The following is a 15,332-nucleotide window of genomic DNA, read 5'->3' on the forward strand; positions in this document are numbered from 1 at the left end:
TATCCCAATTGACTTCTTGTTCTTGCGGAGCGACCAAGGCTCAGCTTGCCGGCGTGCGGAGAAGGGCGGCGCCCTGCGTTAGATCGAGGGATGCCACCGCTCTGGTCCTGCGTCGCCATCTGTGAGCCGCACGCGCGTGGATACAGTGCCTGGCGAGCCGGGCGAAGGAGAGTTGAGTGGCTAAAGACCTGTCGTCGCGACTTCTCGCCATAGTGGATGCGCTGCCGCTGCGGCGGGGCATGCGGGTGCTGGAGATCGGCTGCGGGCCCGGTGCAATGGCCCGCGAGATCGCGGGCCGGATTGGCGACGGGCACGTTCTCGCCATCGACCGATCCGCCAGGGCGATCGCGCAGGCACGAGCCGCATCCCAGTCGGAAATCGAGTCGGGAAGGCTGAGCTTGCGCCACGTTGCCGCCGAGGATTTCGAGCTGGAACCGGGTGAGATGCCGTACGATATCGTAGTCGCCGTGCGCGTCGGTGCATTGGATGGACGTCATCCGGAAGTGGGCGACGGGCGAAACGTCGTATTGCGGCGGCGTTGACGCCGGAAGGACAATTGTTCATCGACGGAGGCGATCCCCTGCGCAAGCTCTCGGTAAACGATTGATCGTCACGGTCCCGCGACGTTCGGATTTCGTACGACGCCCAAATTCTGCGTCAGGTCAGGTACTAAGCCAACCCCTCTGCCCCGAGTGTCTTTTGTACGGCCGGCCGCGCCTCGACCCGCTCGGCATAGATGGTCAGCCTGGCCATGCTCGCGCTGCCATTTGTCGTAAAGCCTCGCCAGGCTCGGGTTACATTTTCTTGTGCCAAGATACCGGCGGAATCTCGTGGTCAGACACAGGGAGAAGATCCCTGGTGCGATACCAAGATATTCGGCCGCTTGCGACCAATGAGGCGAGGGCGCTAACTCCTCGCCGTCACGCCTGACCAAATGTAAAGCGAAAAGAGCCGGACATCATCCTGCTCTCATAAGCGTCTTGTCGTACACCCGTGGTCACCAGCGGTTAATGGCGTCATGCAGCGCGGAGCTGCATACGGAGGTCTTGTCGCGGCGCTCGAGCTCGAAGCCGGATTTCTGACCCGCGACAATCGAATTCATCCTTCGCATTCCACAGCAGAGATGTCGATGCCCCCAAACCGGCATTCCGGGAGCCGCTCGACGGCGTGGCATCACATGTCCCGCCGCGGCAGAGGGTACGCGTCGGCTTCGTAAAGCGTTCGCATCTGCTGGCTATTATAACGGGTCTCCTCGACCTCCAAAACGGTGCCGCGGAGCATGGATGCCGGCATGTCCTCGATCGCAAAGCGAAGGGCTTCAGCAACTGAATCAAAGCGCTTGTACCGAAGCTGGCTCGTTCTTCTTACCGTCTTGCAGGGATATAGTCCCGCGCCGGCACTGTAATCAAATGTCGCCATGGGTTCGCTCGTTGGTTACAAAGAGAGTGTCGCGGGAGAGCCTCATACGTCTGTCAAGGCGCTGCTGCTGCTCAATGGGCTTCAGCTCCCTTCTTGCCTGGCCTTTGGCCATCAGGTCCTCCTGCATTTTCAGTTGGTTGACTTTCAATGGTCGGCATCGCCAGCCCCCTGCGTCCAGTCAGCAAGGACGAAGCGTTCCAACTCGGAGGAAGGAGAGCCTCGCGCCCGGTGCTGCTGACTTGAACCGCTTGATGCGTGGTGCGGCTGCGGGCTCGCCTTCACGCATCTGCCGAAGCCGAGCGTTCGCGCCGTATCCAAACCCGCTGACGCTGACGAGATTACGAGCTGTACTGTTAAGGTGGAGGTCGGAAGACATGCTGTCCTCCTTTCGTTGGGGCCAGGACACCAAGGCCCCGAAGCAGCAGTGCCCTTGATCCGCCTGCTGAAGCTAGCAGCATGCATGCTTTAACGGACATGCGCAATGGCGACCGGGTCTTTGTTATCGATCAAAGCGTGAAAGGTTTCGCACGACGAGTCGACTCCGAGCGAAGCGGCCGACGATAACATCCCTTGCATCCGAGGATTCCGATCGAGCCTATCGGCGAAGCCCGCGCCACCGCCGTATTTAACGCGCGCTTCGAGCAGTTCAGAGTTTATTGCGCGCGTTGGGCATTTCAGAGCTTCTACTACGCGTGCTGGTCTTTTTCCGTGGGGGCGGTCGCGGAACAGATAGTCGAGAGACCGCCTTCGCCATGAACCCTCCGTCACAGCGAACTGCATTAACGTCTGCCCGGAGAAACCTGCCAGGTTAACAGGAAACCAAGAGCTGCCGAGATGACGGAGGCACCGAGGATGCCGAGATTGACGGAGTTCGGACGCTCCGGGTCGAAAGCAAGGTCGGCAATGGATAGAGAGATGGTGAAGCCGATACTGGTCAGCAGGCTTCCCGCCGTCAACAGGCTCAACGGGACTCGTCTAAACGAGTCCCGAAGCGGAGTTGCACAGCGAGGAAACTGAAGAGCAGATTGGCAACGCGCTTGCCGATCCGCTGGTATTTAATGCGTCTCGGGGCTGTGACGGATCAGCATGTGGTTGATCTTAGCGGACATCCGGGTGTAGGGATCGCGGCGGCCACTGCAGTAGGCCTTGCGTGCGACATCGTGGATGGACGCACGCGATGCGTCGAAAGCAGGTAGGAGCTTCGATTCCGGGATTTCCGATCTGCCCAATTCGGCATCGGCTGTGAGCACCGCGTCGGCCTCGACGAAGAACCGCACTTCGAACATACCGTCAATAACAGCGTCACAATCAGCGTGCCTCTGTTTCGCCCGACGCCCAGACGCGCGGATCCAACGTCCCGCCGTTCTGTTAGGGCTCCCAGCACGCGCCGGTTCTTGGCTAGCTTGGTGTCCTTGCCATTACGAACGAAGCGAGTTCCCGCGCCGGACCGGCGCGAGACGTTTGTATCGAAACTCGTGGTGAATAGCCGTCCTCTGAGGGCGGGAAGCCAGATCGAGTGCCTCAGCTAAATCAACAAGTTGTGTAGGTGTCCCTCAAGTGGGCCTTAAACAAGGTCTTCGGTATCTTTAATTCGGATAACACAAGGTGAGTCCCACTGAACCGATCGGCCGGCTCGGTCCGCCGTTAGGACTGCGAGAAGGCTCCGTCGAACTGATCCACAGGCCGCCAAGATCAAGTGGGTGGTCGCGCGGAACTAGGAACATCCGGACGCAGGCAGCGTTTACATTCCAAGCCATCATGCACGGGGAGGTGACGATGAGAAAGCACTCCCGCAAAATTTCGCCTGAGGTGCGCTCGGCGATCAGCGCCTTTCTCAGCGCGTGTCAGAAAGAAGCCCGGCCATTTGCGACTTCTGAAGCCCTCGGGGCGGTGCGGCGCGTCTTCCCTGATCTTGATATTTCAGATGCCGACCTTTTGGATGCAATCATCAGCGAAGCATCCGCGGCAGGTTTCGACGTGGATATCCCGGGTCCTGCTTCCGCGGCGCGTATGAGGAATTCGCTTGAGGAATGGGATAGGGAAGGCGGCGCAATTGACAGACCAGGCCGCGCCGGCACGAAGGGCAGGCGCGACAACGATACGAGTGGCACGAGACGGCGGGCAAAGGCGACCAAGGACCGTAATGAGTTGCTCTAGCGGGCTGCGACTAAGCATCTGGTAGTTGGATCGGCCGCATCGTTCACATCGGTTGCAGTGGACCTCGCCGCCGGCTCAATGAATCCCTTTTGCGGAGCAGTTCTCCTTCGAACATCCCGATGCTTGGATCATTTACAACAGAGCGACAAAAGCTCAGCTGCCGGCGCAAGGAAAAGAGCGGCGTTACTGGGAAAGCTCTTTTCCGTCTTCGGCGGGACTTCCCCCGCGTGCCTGTCAGGGCTCATCCCGCAAACCCGCCCTCGTCCAAAAACTGCTGCTCCTCCGCTGTCAACGTCCGCCCGAGTATCTCGTTTCGGTGCGGGAAGCGGCCGAAGCGGTGGATGATGTCCCGATGACGCTTGGCGTGGGAAAGGCTCGGCTCGCCCAGGCGCTGGGCAAGCTCGACCGATCGTTCCTGATCGGCGCGGCTTTCAGAATGGCCGAAGGGGAGATAGAAGAAGAGTTGCAGATCTGGCGGCCCCTCGAGATCGTAGCCGGCGTCGACGGCGGCCCGCGCAATGCCGAGCGCCAGGGAGTCCGTGTCGTACATGCGCGGTGTGCCGCGAAAGGCATTGCGCGGGAATTGATCGAGGAGAATGAGCAGCGCCAGCGTCTTTTCCGGCGACGCCGTCCACTTAAAAAGTTCCCCGCGCGCAGCCGCCTCGTGGGCAGCGAGGAAACGTTCGCGAAACGCGCGATCGAATTCGCCGTTCTTGGCAAACCAGCGTGCCGGCCCGGCCTGGCGCCAGAACGCGATTACAGCAGCCGCTTCGTCCGGCGCCGCAAGCGCTTTGCGCAGCCGCGTGTTGAAGGCTGGGTCTGTCGGGGTCGGGGCGGGGCTTTGCGCCTCGGTTGGCTGAAGACTGCGCAGCGTCAGGGATTCGATATACCAGCTGAAGTCGTTCATATCTTCCTCCGCTTGAGTTGCGGCGAGGCCACGTCGCCTAGCCCATTGCAGAGAGAGATACGCCGTTGCCGATACTGAATGAAGTGATATGATTGCAGGATTATGCTGAACCAGGTCGATCTTTCTCGCGCCGATCTCAACCTGCTGGTACTGTTCGAAACGGTGCTCGAGGAAAGGAATGTCGGCCGCGCGGCCGCGCGACTGAACCTCTCCGCCTCCGCCGTCAGCCACGGTCTCGGCCGCCTGCGCCGGCTGCTCAATGATCCGCTCTTCCTCAAGACACCGAAGGGTGTGGTACCGAGTGAGCGCGCCAAGGAGCTGGCGGCGCCGATCGCCGACATTCTGGCGCGGGTGAGAAGCGTTGTCTCCAGCGCGGAACCGTTCGATCCGGAGCGCTCCCGCCGCCGGTTCACCATCGGCACTGCCGACGGTTTCTCGGTATTCCTGCCACCGCTGCTTGACGAAATCGCCCGCACGGCGCCGGCTATCGACATCGTCGTACGGCACATGCAGATGGAGTCGGCGATTACCGACCTCGATGGGCGGCTGATCGATGTCGCGGTCGCGCCATTTTACGAGCTGCCGGCCCGTTTTGCCGCCCAAACGCTCTACGAGGAAGAATTCGTGGTCGCGGCGCGGATCGGCCACCCGTTCCTGCAAAACCCGACGCTCGAAAACTATTGCCGCATGCAGCACCTGCTTGTCGCGCCCCGGGGCGATCCCACCGGCCTCGTCGATCGACTGCTCGAAAGCCGTAACCTTTCCCGCCGGGTGGCGCTCGCCGTGCCAAATTTCATGTTGGCGCTCGATCTCGTCGTGAAAACCGAGCTAGTCTCGGTTTTGCCGAAGCGCTTCATTGAGATGCACGCGGGGCGGTTCGCCATTGCCACCGCAAAGTTGCCGCTGGACCTTCCCGTGGGGAGCGTCCAGGCAGTTGCGCCAAAGGCGGCGCTGATGGATGACGGTCTCGTCTGGCTTCTAGAGGTGCTCGGGCGGGCCGGGCGGCAAAGCTGCTCCATTGCATGAAGGCGAGCGAAATCGCTAGTAAGTGGCAGGTAAGATTGGGCATCGCCTACCGAGTGTCGGACCGTTATTGTTGTTCTGGAAACTCGCTTGGGCGGATCACGGGCGTTCTTCCGACGTCAGGAGCGGGCTCGAACACTTCGGTGTCGCTGGCTGTTGGCGGCTTCAGAACTCCGGCGCAATCATCGAAGCTTTCTGTGCGCGCCCCATTGGCGTCCGCACCGGAGCGACGCGGCAACTCTCATTCTGAGCGCCAGTATCGGTGTCCTTGGAGAAACCCATTGGATGTGGTTCATCTTCGCGCAACTGCGTGCGCTTGGACGGTCTCACACCGCGAACTTCTACGGCATCGGCTCTATCGAGGAGGCTCGGGCTTATCTCCGACATCCCGTGCTTGCCGATAGATTGGCGCTGGCGGTCAATGCGGTCCTCGGGGTATCTGACCGTTCCGCCCACGAGATTTTCGGCTCGCCCGACGAGCTGAAATTCCGCTCGTCGATGACGCTGTTCAAGCTGCAGCGGAGGACGGGGAACGATTCCGGCTCGCTCTTGAGCGTTTCTCTGCCGGCGAACCAGATCATCGTACCCTCGAACTCATTGGCGGCGGCAACGACCCGCCGCGTCCCACAGAGGTCGCTCAAATCGCGCGAACGTCTTCCGCTTTCGACTTTCCGGCCGTGCAATCCTGACCGATAACGTAGCTTACCTTCGCGCTATCTCTCAGAGGCACGCCCGACAGCACCGCCGAGACATGGACAAACACATCCTAGCCCAGCGTCCCCACGAACAGGTGAATCCGTACCCGCTCATCGCCGATCCACACCTTCGTGTCACCGAAGTCGATCTGCATCTGATGGCCCGGCGCCGTTTCGAAGCGGACCGTCGCTCGGTTCTGTGCCTTTAGCTCTCGCCGCCATTGCCGTACCTGGCCATGCCGCTTGCGCTGCTACGAATGCCGGCCGTTCGATACAAGCGCGACCTGCTGGGTGACCGTGATAGCGGTTTTGTTGCAGGTCTCACCTTCGGCACGTTCGTCTTCCTGGTCCTTATTTGGACGTTGGTCTGGGAACTTAACAAACTCGCACGGAGACCTCGGATTTGAGTTGTGGGTCCGACGACGATCGGCATTTCTAGGTAGCGAGCGGAACAGGATTTAAGGCTTGCGGGGACCCTTCTGGCGGGGCGGCTCGAGGGTTTCCATGAGCCTGCTGGCTTCGAGCAGCGCAGCGTTCTGCACATCCTCCTTCTTCTTCAATTCGAGGACGTGGAAGAAGTTGAACGTGATTTTGCCCTCCGTCTCTCGGTAGGGAAGGACCCCTGCATTTTTCCTTCTTTCAAGCAGCACGAGGTCAATGCCGAGAATTTCGGACGCTCCTCCGGTGTGGACTCCCGACGAGCGAATGCGCGGCGGGCCGTCCGTACCGAGCAGTCGTTCTCCATCCCCGAATTCGACCTCAAGGCTTTCGATCAAAGCCCGCTCGTCATCCGTCAGATCGTCTGCCAGATGAACGCCAGTTCCCGATACAGCGCCCATGCCGTCTCCCGATCGATGGGCCGAGCAGCATCCCTGTTCCAGCACAAGCCAGCGAGGCCGGGGTAGTCCGTGGGCGCGATTTCCCCTGTCATGTCCCTAGTGCTTGCCGAGTTCTTCCGGTTTCACGCCAAGGGCGTCCGCAAGAGCTTCCTTCCCATCATCAGGCATCAGGGCGAGGCCAGCCGCAAGCCCTTCCTGCCACGACGGCCCGCGATCCCATGCCTCCTGGTATGCGTCCGCCAGAGCGACGCCCTGCCGAGTTAGCAGCATGGCCTCGAAGAGCGTTGCCGCCTGCAAGAGGTCCTTTGCCCGCTTCGCCCTCCCGAGTGCGTCTGTGAGCCGCCTAGAGGCCACGATAAGCTTGTGGACCGCATACCTCTCGGGAGCCGGGACATTCACGCTCACGCCTTCCCTATGCAGCAGCACGGTCCTGACAGGCTCGTAGATCAGGTAGTCGAGGAACCGGAGGCTTTCTGCCGATGCGCCACCGAGGGCAGGCATGGGCGAGGGCCTGCCCGTGTATTCATCCGATCCCCGGTTGCTCGTCAGGAATTCCACCCGGTAGTTGTTCCGGTTGACGAACGCAGTCACCCGCGCCTTGTCGGCCTGATGTGGGACCGCCCGAAACGACGGATCAACCCCGTGCAGGATGTCCAAGATTGGCGGCAGGCTGTCATCGTCCTCCTGCGAAATCGCAAAATCCATTGCCAGGTCGGCATCACCAGTCTGCATCGCCGTCGTCGGCAGTCGCACGCCAAGGACGCCCGAATAGCAGCCATAGGCGACCGATCCGACGAGGACGCCACGCAGGCGAAAGAAACCCGCGTCAGCGAGCGCCTTTGTCACATCGCCAGCGAACCGATCAGGACCCGACATGCCACCCGATCGTATCAACGTCGAAACCAATCGCCGCCGCTCCCGCATGTTGTCCTTGATGTCCCGGTGTCGTTGGACACGAGCCGCGATCTCGGAATCGGCAGCGGGGCCGACATAGCTCCGCTTGTCCTTTCCCTCGGGAGTAGGGATGTCGAAATAGAAGTAGTCCTTGCCCTTCACGGGGACCGTGACGAAGCGGCCCTCGAGCGGGAAGTCGGCGTGAAACTGCGCGTCGAGAGACTGTTGAGCCAACTCCGCGAACATTGTGCGGAATACAAGGTCCATTTCCCGCATCTCCAAATGCCCCTCGTTATAATGTTCCTGCGAAAACATTATAACATCGCTTTTCATTGTCAAGCAGGGGCTTTGTCAAGCCGGTGCTTGGGCGGGGAAAATAAACTCCGGTTTCCCGGGGTTAAGTGGATGTCGTTAAGTTCAATTTGATGACGGCTCTGCCTGCGGCCCGCACAGCCAGGGCGATAACATGATGCACGAGGAAAGCATCTATGAGGTAGTCGGAATAACCCAGCGTCATCGGCAGCATCCCCTCCTTAAAAAAGTGGTTGTCGATGTAGTCGACAGGGTCCCACAGCTTGCGGGTCAGGCTTTCAATCTCAGGTTCGACCCGATCGACGACCTTTTCGAACGCGCGGTTGGCTATCTCCATGAGCGCGGCTCGTTCGTCTCCGGTTACGGGCAGCGTTTCGATGACGGCATGGGAATCCATGTCGAATATCCGTCGAGGACTTGGCGAGAACTTGTCACCAGCATTTTCGGTTCGCCGACCGATGCTGGTTCTAGCTACGCTGCCTGTATTCCATGACGACCGGCAACCGCTTTATGCTCACATTGCGCTAGCGTAGGATATGGCGGACATTGGAAACGCAAGCTCCCCGGCGATTTACCCACAGCGTCGCTCAAAACTGCGCTCTGTTATAATGTTTTTGCGAAAAAATTATAACTCCGGCGAGTTCCTGCAAACGCGGGCTTTCTTTACGGTTGTTTCACTTTGAACCAATGCCGCCGGATCGCATTAAGGATGTCGCTTGGCAGAGATCCCGAACGGCAGCTTCGCGGACGTTTCGGACGGTTGGCGACACCACGTCGAAGATGCTATCGCCAGCGCCAATCGGGGGACGCTCACAGAAAAACTTGATGATTGCACGGAGTTCTGAAGCCGCCAGCAGTCGGCGACAGCGAGATGGTCGAGCCTGCTCCTGACGTCGGAAGAACGCTTGTGATCCGTCCAGACGAGTTGCCAGAACAACAGTAACGGTCCGAAGCCCGTAGGCTATGGCCAAGAGCCGCCCCCTTACTTGCAATCGCCGCCCTGTTCACAACTTCAGCACTCTCCAACGACCCCGGAACTGGCGCGCAGAATGAGCCTTGCCGCGTCGCTCCGGGTGCGGGCGGACGAAATCTCAGTTTGTACCTCATAGGACTCGTCCTTCAGTTTGGGCGCCGCGGAGTTGCAGCCCTTCCGTGGCGATAGAGGCTCGAAGTTGGGATCTCTAGAAAACCCGAGCTCGCCAGCAATAGTTCCGCTGAGTAGCTGCCAAGCGAACGCCAGTCACAGACATCCCGTAATGGGCGGAACGGCCTATCGCAGGAACCATCGGCGATCGCCAGGCGACGCGTTGCTGACGCCGAAGTTGTCGCCCCTGGTGAGCCTTCGCCTTACGCCTCTGAGGCAGAGCTGCCATCGCACTCCAGAGGTCTGCCGTTCTAGTGATGACAGCGACACGCCCAATAGGTATGCCTTTTCGGTCGAATGGGGGCCCGTGAGCAAGCGGAGCGGTATTATGGGAAACGCAGGTCCGGTTGCCAGGCCTCTCCCGATGCGGTTGAGGCTTGAAGCCGCGATGGCGCTCAAACAGTACAACAAGGCGCAATGCCACGCCGACCGGCTTCGCCAGCGAAGGCGCGAACTCGACAGCCGAGGACGGGCTCTCCTGCAGGAATGGGTTGAACGTCAGGCGCAGAAGGCGCCGCCCGCAGAGCTGGACGCACTTCTATCCAAATCTCGAATAATCGCCAAACAGCGCTGCATGCTCATGCAACAATTGATCGAGGCTGAACGCGCGCTCATAGCAGCCTTCGAGCGTGCTCAAGTGGTCCTGCGGAAACTGGGTTTCGGCAGACAATCGTATCTCGGGTGAGGCGCACGCCGTGTCCGATCTGGACTGTCATGTCAGGTGGAAACCGGTAGCTCTGGCAAGTCGTCTGGCACTCGATCCCAGGGAGCATGGCTGTGCCGAAAGAATGACCAGGTCGGCTTGAACACTGAGGGATCGTCGAGCGTGCCCGCGTAGATGTTCACGAAATCGGGAATGACCTCGGGCGTGCTAAAGAGAAGACTGCCACAGGTGGGGCAAAAGTGGCGGACCGTCATCTTCCCGCTCCCTCCCGGAGCCGCGTAGCTTCTTGTCGCGCCGCTAATCGTTACCCTCTCGCGTGGCATGCTCATCGCGGGGACATGGCCCGAACCGGAAGCCCTTTGGCAATCCCGACAATAGCAGACCAATGAGCAATCCGGATCACCCTCGCACTCGTAGCGCACCGCACCGCACAAACAGCCACCTGCTATCATCACCATCTCCTGAACCGGGGGCGGGCTTCCCAGAGGCCCGCAGTTGCGTTCGCGAGACGATATTGCTATGCGCGGCACAGTCAATCGGGCTGCTCTCTGCTTTTGCTGGCCGGCAACTTACGGGGCCAGGAGCAGAATGCTGTGAGCGTCGATCACGCCGCCATGGACGATGTCGCCCTCCTTGAAGTGTCTCTGAAACCACTTGGCGATCTGGGGGTTCTTTCCGACGATCCGGACGGCTCCGCTACGGTTCGCCGTCCGGTAATCGTCGAGATCACCGGTTCGCTTCCATCATCGAAGAAAATTCGTATGGGGTCGCCGTCTTTCCCAGAAAGCGGCTGGCTCCTACACCGGGATTTAGGAAAACCTTCTCGTAGTAGGTCGGCACCCTACCGTGACGGTGAAGGTCGCCAAGGCCGGGGGAGTCGGCAAATCGAGTCATGGCCGAAGCGTTCCTCCGGGCGTTTTCGATCTTCTGTCAACGGCGCGCCAGCGAGAAGCCCATCTCGATGGTGTCGGGCGAAATGAAAAACTGACCCTAACGAAGCGAAGAACTCACAGCACCTGCCAGCCAGGGGCTTCTTGTAGGTGCTATTGGCAGCTATTTGCCGAGTTGCGCCGATCGAGCCGCTAATGTAGCTTTTGCACCGGCTCGTCTAGGAAGCTGCGAATGCCGTCGCGCTGAACGGTGGCGAGAAATTTCTTCAAATGCCTCTCGATCGGTATCGGCCGTCGCACATGTCGAACATCGGGGGTCCGGAATGTCGGATCACCCTCATCATCACGATCATGACCACGGTCACGGAGAGGATCGGTGGAAGCGTCGTCAAGGGGACCAGCTCGATGACAACACCCGCGCAGACTCCGGGCATGTATCGGCAGGCGGCCATCAATCACGGGGGTCGGCGCCCACTCCCAAGACCGGCGTGGACCCCATGGGCCGCTGAAAGCGCCATCTTCGTGGTCGCCGCAAGGCGCGAAGCCGCCCACGGTGCGCATATGTAGCCGAGGCTGGGCTAGGTCGACCTTCGTGACGCACCATAAAATCTATGCCGGTCCCAACAATGTGCTCGAATGCGTGCTGGTGCGATCAGACAACAGCGGTGGTGGTCAACATCACCCTTGTCGACCGGTGAAAGCCGGATGACGTCTATGAGCGGTTAGGGATGGCTTTCCGCGCGAAATCCCGTGACATCTGCTTGGGTCCTTGCCGTGTCGCTTCCCTCATGTTTTCCCGGATGTGCCAGCTTGTTGTCCTTCGCCTTGCTTGTCGGATCGCCTGCCAGACGTTGAGGTGATCTCCTGATGACCGCTGTGCTGCACCTGAATCTTGCGACTCTTTTCTTGCTCCCTTCCTTTGGGCAACGCCAAGGTGAGCACGCCGTCGGCAAAGTCTGCCCGGATCTTTTCGGGATCTACTGAGTAGGGTAGTCGCAACGAACGCTGGAACGTGCCGTAGGAGCGTTCCCTGAAGTGGAAATTCTCCTGATCGTCCTTGCGCTCGAATTTTTTCTCGGCGCGGATGGTGAGCGTATCGTCGTTAAGCGAAACGTCGATATCTTCACCTTTCACTCCGGGCAGCTCGGCACATATTCGCACTTCTTTTTCCGTTTCGCTCACGTCGATCTCCGGCATCATCCTGCCGGCCTCTTGCGTGCCGCGCTGCAAGGGCCTGCCGCGCAAGACATCGTCGAACAGACGGTTCATCTCCTGATGCAGGGAGAGGAACGGATCGCCAAAGCCGCGCTCGGTCAAACCTGGCTGGAAGGGGGATAAGGGATTCCGTGCCATTATTTTCCTCCTTTGGGGCTGGGCTGGGGGCTCCTGGAGGTTAGCTCTGGGCGCGCCCCAGTCGGCGCGGGACCGGCAGCACTGCGAAAGCGACGCCGCCCAGCGCGCACTCCGAACTCCAGATGTGAGCTTAAGTTCCCTTGGGCCTTTGCCGGGGGTGAAGCAGTTTCAGCAGGCTTGAGGGGAGCCTCTGTTTCGTTTGGCGGGTCGTGCGTCGGCGGAGAATGCTAGAGTTTATCCGCCAATCTACGCGTGGCGTGGTCGGTGAAGGACATGCCGATAATCATCATGGCGTCCGCGCATTGACGGGGTCTTCGGTTCAGATCCCATCGAGGCGAGCGGATGAACGATAATCTCTGGCGTGGGGGTGGGAAGCCGACGTTCGGCAGCCGCTCATCTATTTCCCGCCGTAGCCGGGTATTTTTCTCGGGTGCTCTGATCTTGGCCTCAGCTCGAGAGCCCAGATTCGCAGCTCCGCTGCAAGCAAGTGACGCTTCGATGCAGGCCGCCCTGAAGCAATTTCTTGCGGCATTCGCATATTCGGGGTGCTGCAATGCTTCACGACAGACTTTGGAAGCCCGTGCGTGCTGCTTTCGATGGTTCGACCATTCATTCTCGAGGAAATCAGAGCGTCATAGAGCCCGCAGAACCGTCGTCTCATACCGTTTTGCAGCGTCGCCCACAGCATCGCACTTCTCTCATTATCGGACCTCCTCAAAGGTCAGATTGAAAACCGCCAGTGCCTCCTGTTCGTTCCGAACACTACAGTGATTGTTTACCCTTGGTCACCATTCGTCGACCGCGTAAGATATTGCCCATCCGGTAGGTTTACCCAGGCGATTGAGGAGTGTGCTTCCGCCAATTCGCCACCATAAGAGGAGACCAGGCCATGCACAGATATGCGTTTTCCCTTCATCCAGACGAAGTCGATCTGCTGTCTCAGCTCTTTGAGGATGAGCTTGATCGCAGGCATCTTGACCGCGACGAAGGTGCGGCGGAGGAGCTGGCGGCGAAGATATTCCGTCTCTATCAATCTGGGGTTCGAGAGATCGATGACTTGCGTCAAAAGATCAGCGGCTCGTGACCGCCTGTTAGGTGTGTTTCGTGTCGATGTAGTGGTCAAGTTCCTGCTTTTCTCCTTTGTCTGGGTGCATGGGCTGAGCTGTTCTTGAACCGGAAGCTGCCGTTTCCGGTTTCGAGGATGTGGCAGTGATGGGTCAGGCGGTCGAGCTAGGCGGTGGTCATCTTGGCGTCGCCAAAGACGCTGGCCCATTCGCTGAAGCTCAGGTTGGTGGTGATGATGACGCAGGTGCGCTCGTAGGCCTTGCTGAGCAGATGGAAGAGCAATGCCCCGCCTGATACGCTGAAGGACAGGTAGCCAAGCTCATCCAGGATGACGAGATCGAAGCGTGCGAGCCAATAGCGATCTTACCGGAACGACCCTGGGCTTTCTCCCGTTCAAGGGCATTGACCAGTTCGACGGTCGAGAAGAACCGAACCCGTCATGGTGATGCTCGATGGCCTGAACGCCGATCGCGATGGCGACGTGCGTCTTGCCCGTACCGATCCGCCGACCAGGACGATGTTGTTGGCCTCGTCGGGGAAGTCGCAGCGATGAAGCTGACGCACGAGAGCTTCGTTGACCTCGCTTGAGAAGTCGAAGCCTCAGATCACGATAGGCGGGAAATCGTGCCGTCTTGAGCTGATAGGCTGTCGATCTGACTTCACTCTCTCTGAAGTTCTCTCTGCCGATTGGCCCGCCATTCCGAGCAAAGGCGGCGCCACGACAATAAGACGCCCGTAGCCCAAGCTCAGCAGGTCGGCATGGAGCTGCTTGAGAGTCCGCTTCTGTGTTTGCGGGATTTGTTGGCATCCGTCTTGCTGACACCATTTGTTCTGTAGAAACGGCATCACCGGCCGATGGCTTCGCCCGTGCTCTTCAGGAACAGATGCATCCTAGCCATGTCGATGGGCACATCGATGGCGTCCTCCGGCGATATGCGGGCGCCTGCATGCACTTGGGCAGTGAACGAAGCCGGACCCACCTTTCCAATTGCGAGCGTATGAGGGCCGAGCGGCTCCACGTCTCGCACCTGCACGCTGATCTTTGGCAAGTTCGGTTCGATCACCATCGTATGTTCAGGCCGGATACCGAGCACCACTGCCTGGCCCAGATAGGCGGCGAGTTTTTGCGCCCTTTCACCCGGCAGCTGAAGCGTGACATTGCCGGGCGCACGGAAGGAGAGTCCGCCGTCTCCGCGCTCGAGGATACCATCGATGAAATTCATGCTCGGTGCGCCGATGAAGGCCGCGACGAAGAGATTAGAAGGCGCCTGGTAAAGGGTGATCGGATCGGCAGCCTGTTCGACACGGCCCTGATTCATCACCACGACGCGGTCGGCCATGGTCATCGCCTCGACCTGATCGTGCGTCACGTAGACAGCCGTCGTCTGAAGACGCCGGTGTAGAAGTTTGATTTCCGTGCGCATTTCGATGCGGAGCTTCGCATCCAGATTCGACAGCGGTTCGTCAAAGAGAAAGACGTCCGGCTGGCGCACGATCGCGCGGCCGATAGCGACGCGTTGGCGCTGTCCGCCGGAAAGCGCATTGGGTTTGCGGTTGAGGTAGGCGCCCAGGTTTAGAATGCGCGCAGCCTCTGCAACCGACTTGTCGATTTCGGTCTTCGGTGTGCCGCGTACCTTCATCCCGTAGCCGATGTTTTCGGCCACGGTCATATGGGGATAGAGCGCGTAGTTCTGGAACACCATCGAACAGTTGCGCAAGCCCGGCCTCAGTTCCGTCACATCGCGCTCGCCTATCCGGATCGTGCCAGAGGAAGCTGTCTCCAGGCCGGCAATCATTCTGAGCGTCGTCGTCTTGCCGCAGCCAGAAGGGCCGACGAGAACAACGAACTCCCGATCGGCAATAGAAAGGTCAAGGGGCGGAATGACGGTGATGCTGCCGAAGGATTTTGTGACTTGTTCCAAGCGGACCTGGGACATACTGGAGCCTTTTCTGATGAGCCCGCAATTGGC

General features: G+C 59.6%; 14 protein-coding genes and 6 pseudogenes. 7 read left to right on the top strand and 13 right to left on the bottom strand.

All coding sequences use genetic code 11. The annotated features are described in order from the left end of the window. The first annotated feature begins 176 nt into the window (after positions 1-176). Positions 177-607, top strand: a pseudogene (locus BHD07_RS12120) (SAM-dependent methyltransferase). A 566-nt stretch (positions 608-1,173) separates the two neighbouring features. On the opposite strand, the gene BHD07_RS12125 reads toward BHD07_RS12120, so the two are convergent. The 3 genes and pseudogenes from BHD07_RS12125 to BHD07_RS12135 all read right to left on the bottom strand — a co-directional run. Then, positions 1,174-1,419, bottom strand: coding sequence for a hypothetical protein (locus BHD07_RS12125; protein WP_338280341.1), 246 nt, complete (start codon positions 1,417-1,419; stop codon positions 1,174-1,176). 779 nt (positions 1,420-2,198) lie between these two features. Continuing rightward, the gene (locus BHD07_RS12130) at positions 2,199-2,384 is read right to left on the bottom strand and encodes a Na+/H+ antiporter NhaA (RefSeq protein ID WP_445190484.1); all 186 of its coding nucleotides are present in this window, start codon (positions 2,382-2,384) and stop codon (positions 2,199-2,201) included. Between the two features lie 90 nt (positions 2,385-2,474). Further along, a pseudogene (locus BHD07_RS12135) lies at positions 2,475-2,711 on the bottom strand (DUF1488 family protein); the annotation flags it as partial. Between the two features lie 484 nt (positions 2,712-3,195). Here BHD07_RS12135 and BHD07_RS12140 point away from each other — a divergent pair. Continuing rightward, complete coding sequence (locus tag BHD07_RS12140; RefSeq protein ID WP_338280344.1) at positions 3,196-3,576, top strand: hypothetical protein; 381 nt, start codon at positions 3,196-3,198, stop codon at positions 3,574-3,576. 241 nt (positions 3,577-3,817) lie between these two features. Here the strand turns inward: BHD07_RS12140 and BHD07_RS12145 are convergent, their stop codons facing one another. Then, positions 3,818-4,483: a DUF924 family protein gene (locus BHD07_RS12145; RefSeq protein ID WP_338280346.1), complete on the bottom strand. Its 666-nt coding sequence runs from the start codon at positions 4,481-4,483 to the stop codon at positions 3,818-3,820. Positions 4,484-4,585: 102 nt separating this feature from the next. Here BHD07_RS12145 and BHD07_RS12150 point away from each other — a divergent pair, with 102 nt between their 5' ends. Further along, on the top strand, positions 4,586-5,509 hold the full coding sequence (locus BHD07_RS12150; RefSeq protein WP_338280348.1) for a LysR family transcriptional regulator: 924 nt from the start codon (positions 4,586-4,588) through the stop codon (positions 5,507-5,509). Positions 5,510-5,791: 282 nt separating this feature from the next. Beyond that, positions 5,792-6,202 (top strand): DUF1810 family protein, encoded by a 411-nt coding sequence (locus tag BHD07_RS12155; RefSeq protein WP_338280350.1) that lies wholly within the window; start codon positions 5,792-5,794, stop codon positions 6,200-6,202. On the opposite strand, the pseudogene BHD07_RS12160 reads toward BHD07_RS12155, so the two are convergent. The 5 genes and pseudogenes from BHD07_RS12160 to BHD07_RS12180 form a co-directional block, all read right to left on the bottom strand. Beyond that, positions 6,144-6,272: pseudogene (locus BHD07_RS12160) on the bottom strand (cold-shock protein); the annotation flags it as partial. The gene BHD07_RS12155 and the pseudogene BHD07_RS12160 overlap by 59 nt on opposite strands. A gap of 3 nt (positions 6,273-6,275) precedes the next feature. Continuing rightward, a pseudogene (locus tag BHD07_RS12165) lies at positions 6,276-6,434 on the bottom strand (IS21 family transposase); the annotation flags it as partial. A 225-nt stretch (positions 6,435-6,659) separates the two neighbouring features. After that, positions 6,660-7,040, bottom strand: coding sequence for a hypothetical protein (locus tag BHD07_RS12170; protein WP_338280352.1), 381 nt, complete (start codon positions 7,038-7,040; stop codon positions 6,660-6,662). A gap of 96 nt (positions 7,041-7,136) precedes the next feature. Continuing rightward, entirely contained in the window at positions 7,137-8,210 is a 1,074-nt protein-coding gene (locus BHD07_RS12175) for a nucleotidyltransferase family protein (RefSeq protein WP_338280929.1), read from the bottom strand. Between the two features lie 121 nt (positions 8,211-8,331). Then, positions 8,332-8,643 (bottom strand): hypothetical protein, encoded by a 312-nt coding sequence (locus tag BHD07_RS12180; protein ID WP_338280354.1) that lies wholly within the window; start codon positions 8,641-8,643, stop codon positions 8,332-8,334. Between the two features lie 1,135 nt (positions 8,644-9,778). On the opposite strand from BHD07_RS12180, the gene BHD07_RS12185 reads away from it, so the two are divergent. After that, on the top strand, positions 9,779-10,075 hold the full coding sequence (locus BHD07_RS12185) for a hypothetical protein (RefSeq protein WP_338280356.1): 297 nt from the start codon (positions 9,779-9,781) through the stop codon (positions 10,073-10,075). Between the two features lie 32 nt (positions 10,076-10,107). Here BHD07_RS12185 and BHD07_RS31900 read toward each other — a convergent pair whose 3' ends face one another. Then, on the bottom strand, positions 10,108-10,512 hold the full coding sequence (locus tag BHD07_RS31900; protein ID WP_445190485.1) for a GFA family protein: 405 nt from the start codon (positions 10,510-10,512) through the stop codon (positions 10,108-10,110). Between the two features lie 755 nt (positions 10,513-11,267). Between BHD07_RS31900 and BHD07_RS12190 the strand changes: the two are divergent. Continuing rightward, positions 11,268-11,642, top strand: a pseudogene (locus BHD07_RS12190) (cupin domain-containing protein). An 88-nt stretch (positions 11,643-11,730) separates the two neighbouring features. Here the strand turns inward: BHD07_RS12190 and BHD07_RS12195 are convergent. Continuing rightward, positions 11,731-12,297 carry an Hsp20/alpha crystallin family protein gene (locus BHD07_RS12195; RefSeq protein WP_338280358.1) on the bottom strand — a complete coding sequence of 189 codons (567 nt, stop codon included), beginning with the start codon at positions 12,295-12,297 and terminating at the stop codon, positions 11,731-11,733. A gap of 889 nt (positions 12,298-13,186) precedes the next feature. Here BHD07_RS12195 and BHD07_RS12205 point away from each other — a divergent pair. Beyond that, positions 13,187-13,381: a hypothetical protein gene (locus tag BHD07_RS12205; RefSeq protein WP_338280360.1), complete on the top strand. Its 195-nt coding sequence runs from the start codon at positions 13,187-13,189 to the stop codon at positions 13,379-13,381. 35 nt (positions 13,382-13,416) lie between these two features. On the opposite strand, the pseudogene istB reads toward BHD07_RS12205, so the two are convergent. Continuing rightward, a pseudogene (gene istB / locus BHD07_RS12210) lies at positions 13,417-14,029 on the bottom strand (IS21-like element helper ATPase IstB); the annotation flags it as partial. A 178-nt stretch (positions 14,030-14,207) separates the two neighbouring features. Beyond that, a complete protein-coding gene (locus tag BHD07_RS12215) occupies positions 14,208-15,299 on the bottom strand; it encodes an ABC transporter ATP-binding protein (RefSeq protein WP_338280362.1) in 1,092 nt (363 codons plus the stop codon). Positions 15,300-15,332 lie beyond the last annotated feature (33 nt).

This window comes from Sinorhizobium sp. KGO-5, assembly GCF_036245905.1.
Classification (GTDB): Bacteria; Pseudomonadota; Alphaproteobacteria; order Rhizobiales; family Rhizobiaceae; genus Sinorhizobium; species Sinorhizobium meliloti_A.

Bases quoted from the DNA above. Each gene is read 5' to 3' on its own strand.
- BHD07_RS12125 (WP_338280341.1), bottom strand. From the start codon at position 1,419: ATGGCGACATTTGATTACAGTGCCGGCGCGGGACTATATCCCTGCAAG.
- BHD07_RS12140 (WP_338280344.1), top strand. From the start codon at position 3,196: ATGAGAAAGCACTCCCGCAAAATTTCGCCTGAGGTGCGCTCGGCGATC.
- BHD07_RS12145 (WP_338280346.1), bottom strand. From the start codon at position 4,483: ATGAACGACTTCAGCTGGTATATCGAATCCCTGACGCTGCGCAGTCTT.
- BHD07_RS12150 (WP_338280348.1), top strand. From the start codon at position 4,586: ATGCTGAACCAGGTCGATCTTTCTCGCGCCGATCTCAACCTGCTGGTA.
- BHD07_RS12155 (WP_338280350.1), top strand. From the start codon at position 5,792: ATGTGGTTCATCTTCGCGCAACTGCGTGCGCTTGGACGGTCTCACACC.
- BHD07_RS12170 (WP_338280352.1), bottom strand. From the start codon at position 7,040: ATGGGCGCTGTATCGGGAACTGGCGTTCATCTGGCAGACGATCTGACG.
- BHD07_RS12175 (WP_338280929.1), bottom strand. From the start codon at position 8,210: ATGCGGGAAATGGACCTTGTATTCCGCACAATGTTCGCGGAGTTGGCT.
- BHD07_RS12180 (WP_338280354.1), bottom strand. From the start codon at position 8,643: ATGGATTCCCATGCCGTCATCGAAACGCTGCCCGTAACCGGAGACGAA.
- BHD07_RS12185 (WP_338280356.1), top strand. From the start codon at position 9,779: ATGGCGCTCAAACAGTACAACAAGGCGCAATGCCACGCCGACCGGCTT.
- BHD07_RS31900 (WP_445190485.1), bottom strand. From the start codon at position 10,512: ATGGTGATGATAGCAGGTGGCTGTTTGTGCGGTGCGGTGCGCTACGAG.
- BHD07_RS12195 (WP_338280358.1), bottom strand. From the start codon at position 12,297: ATGGCACGGAATCCCTTATCCCCCTTCCAGCCAGGTTTGACCGAGCGC.
- BHD07_RS12205 (WP_338280360.1), top strand. From the start codon at position 13,187: ATGCACAGATATGCGTTTTCCCTTCATCCAGACGAAGTCGATCTGCTG.
- BHD07_RS12215 (WP_338280362.1), bottom strand. From the start codon at position 15,299: ATGTCCCAGGTCCGCTTGGAACAAGTCACAAAATCCTTCGGCAGCATC.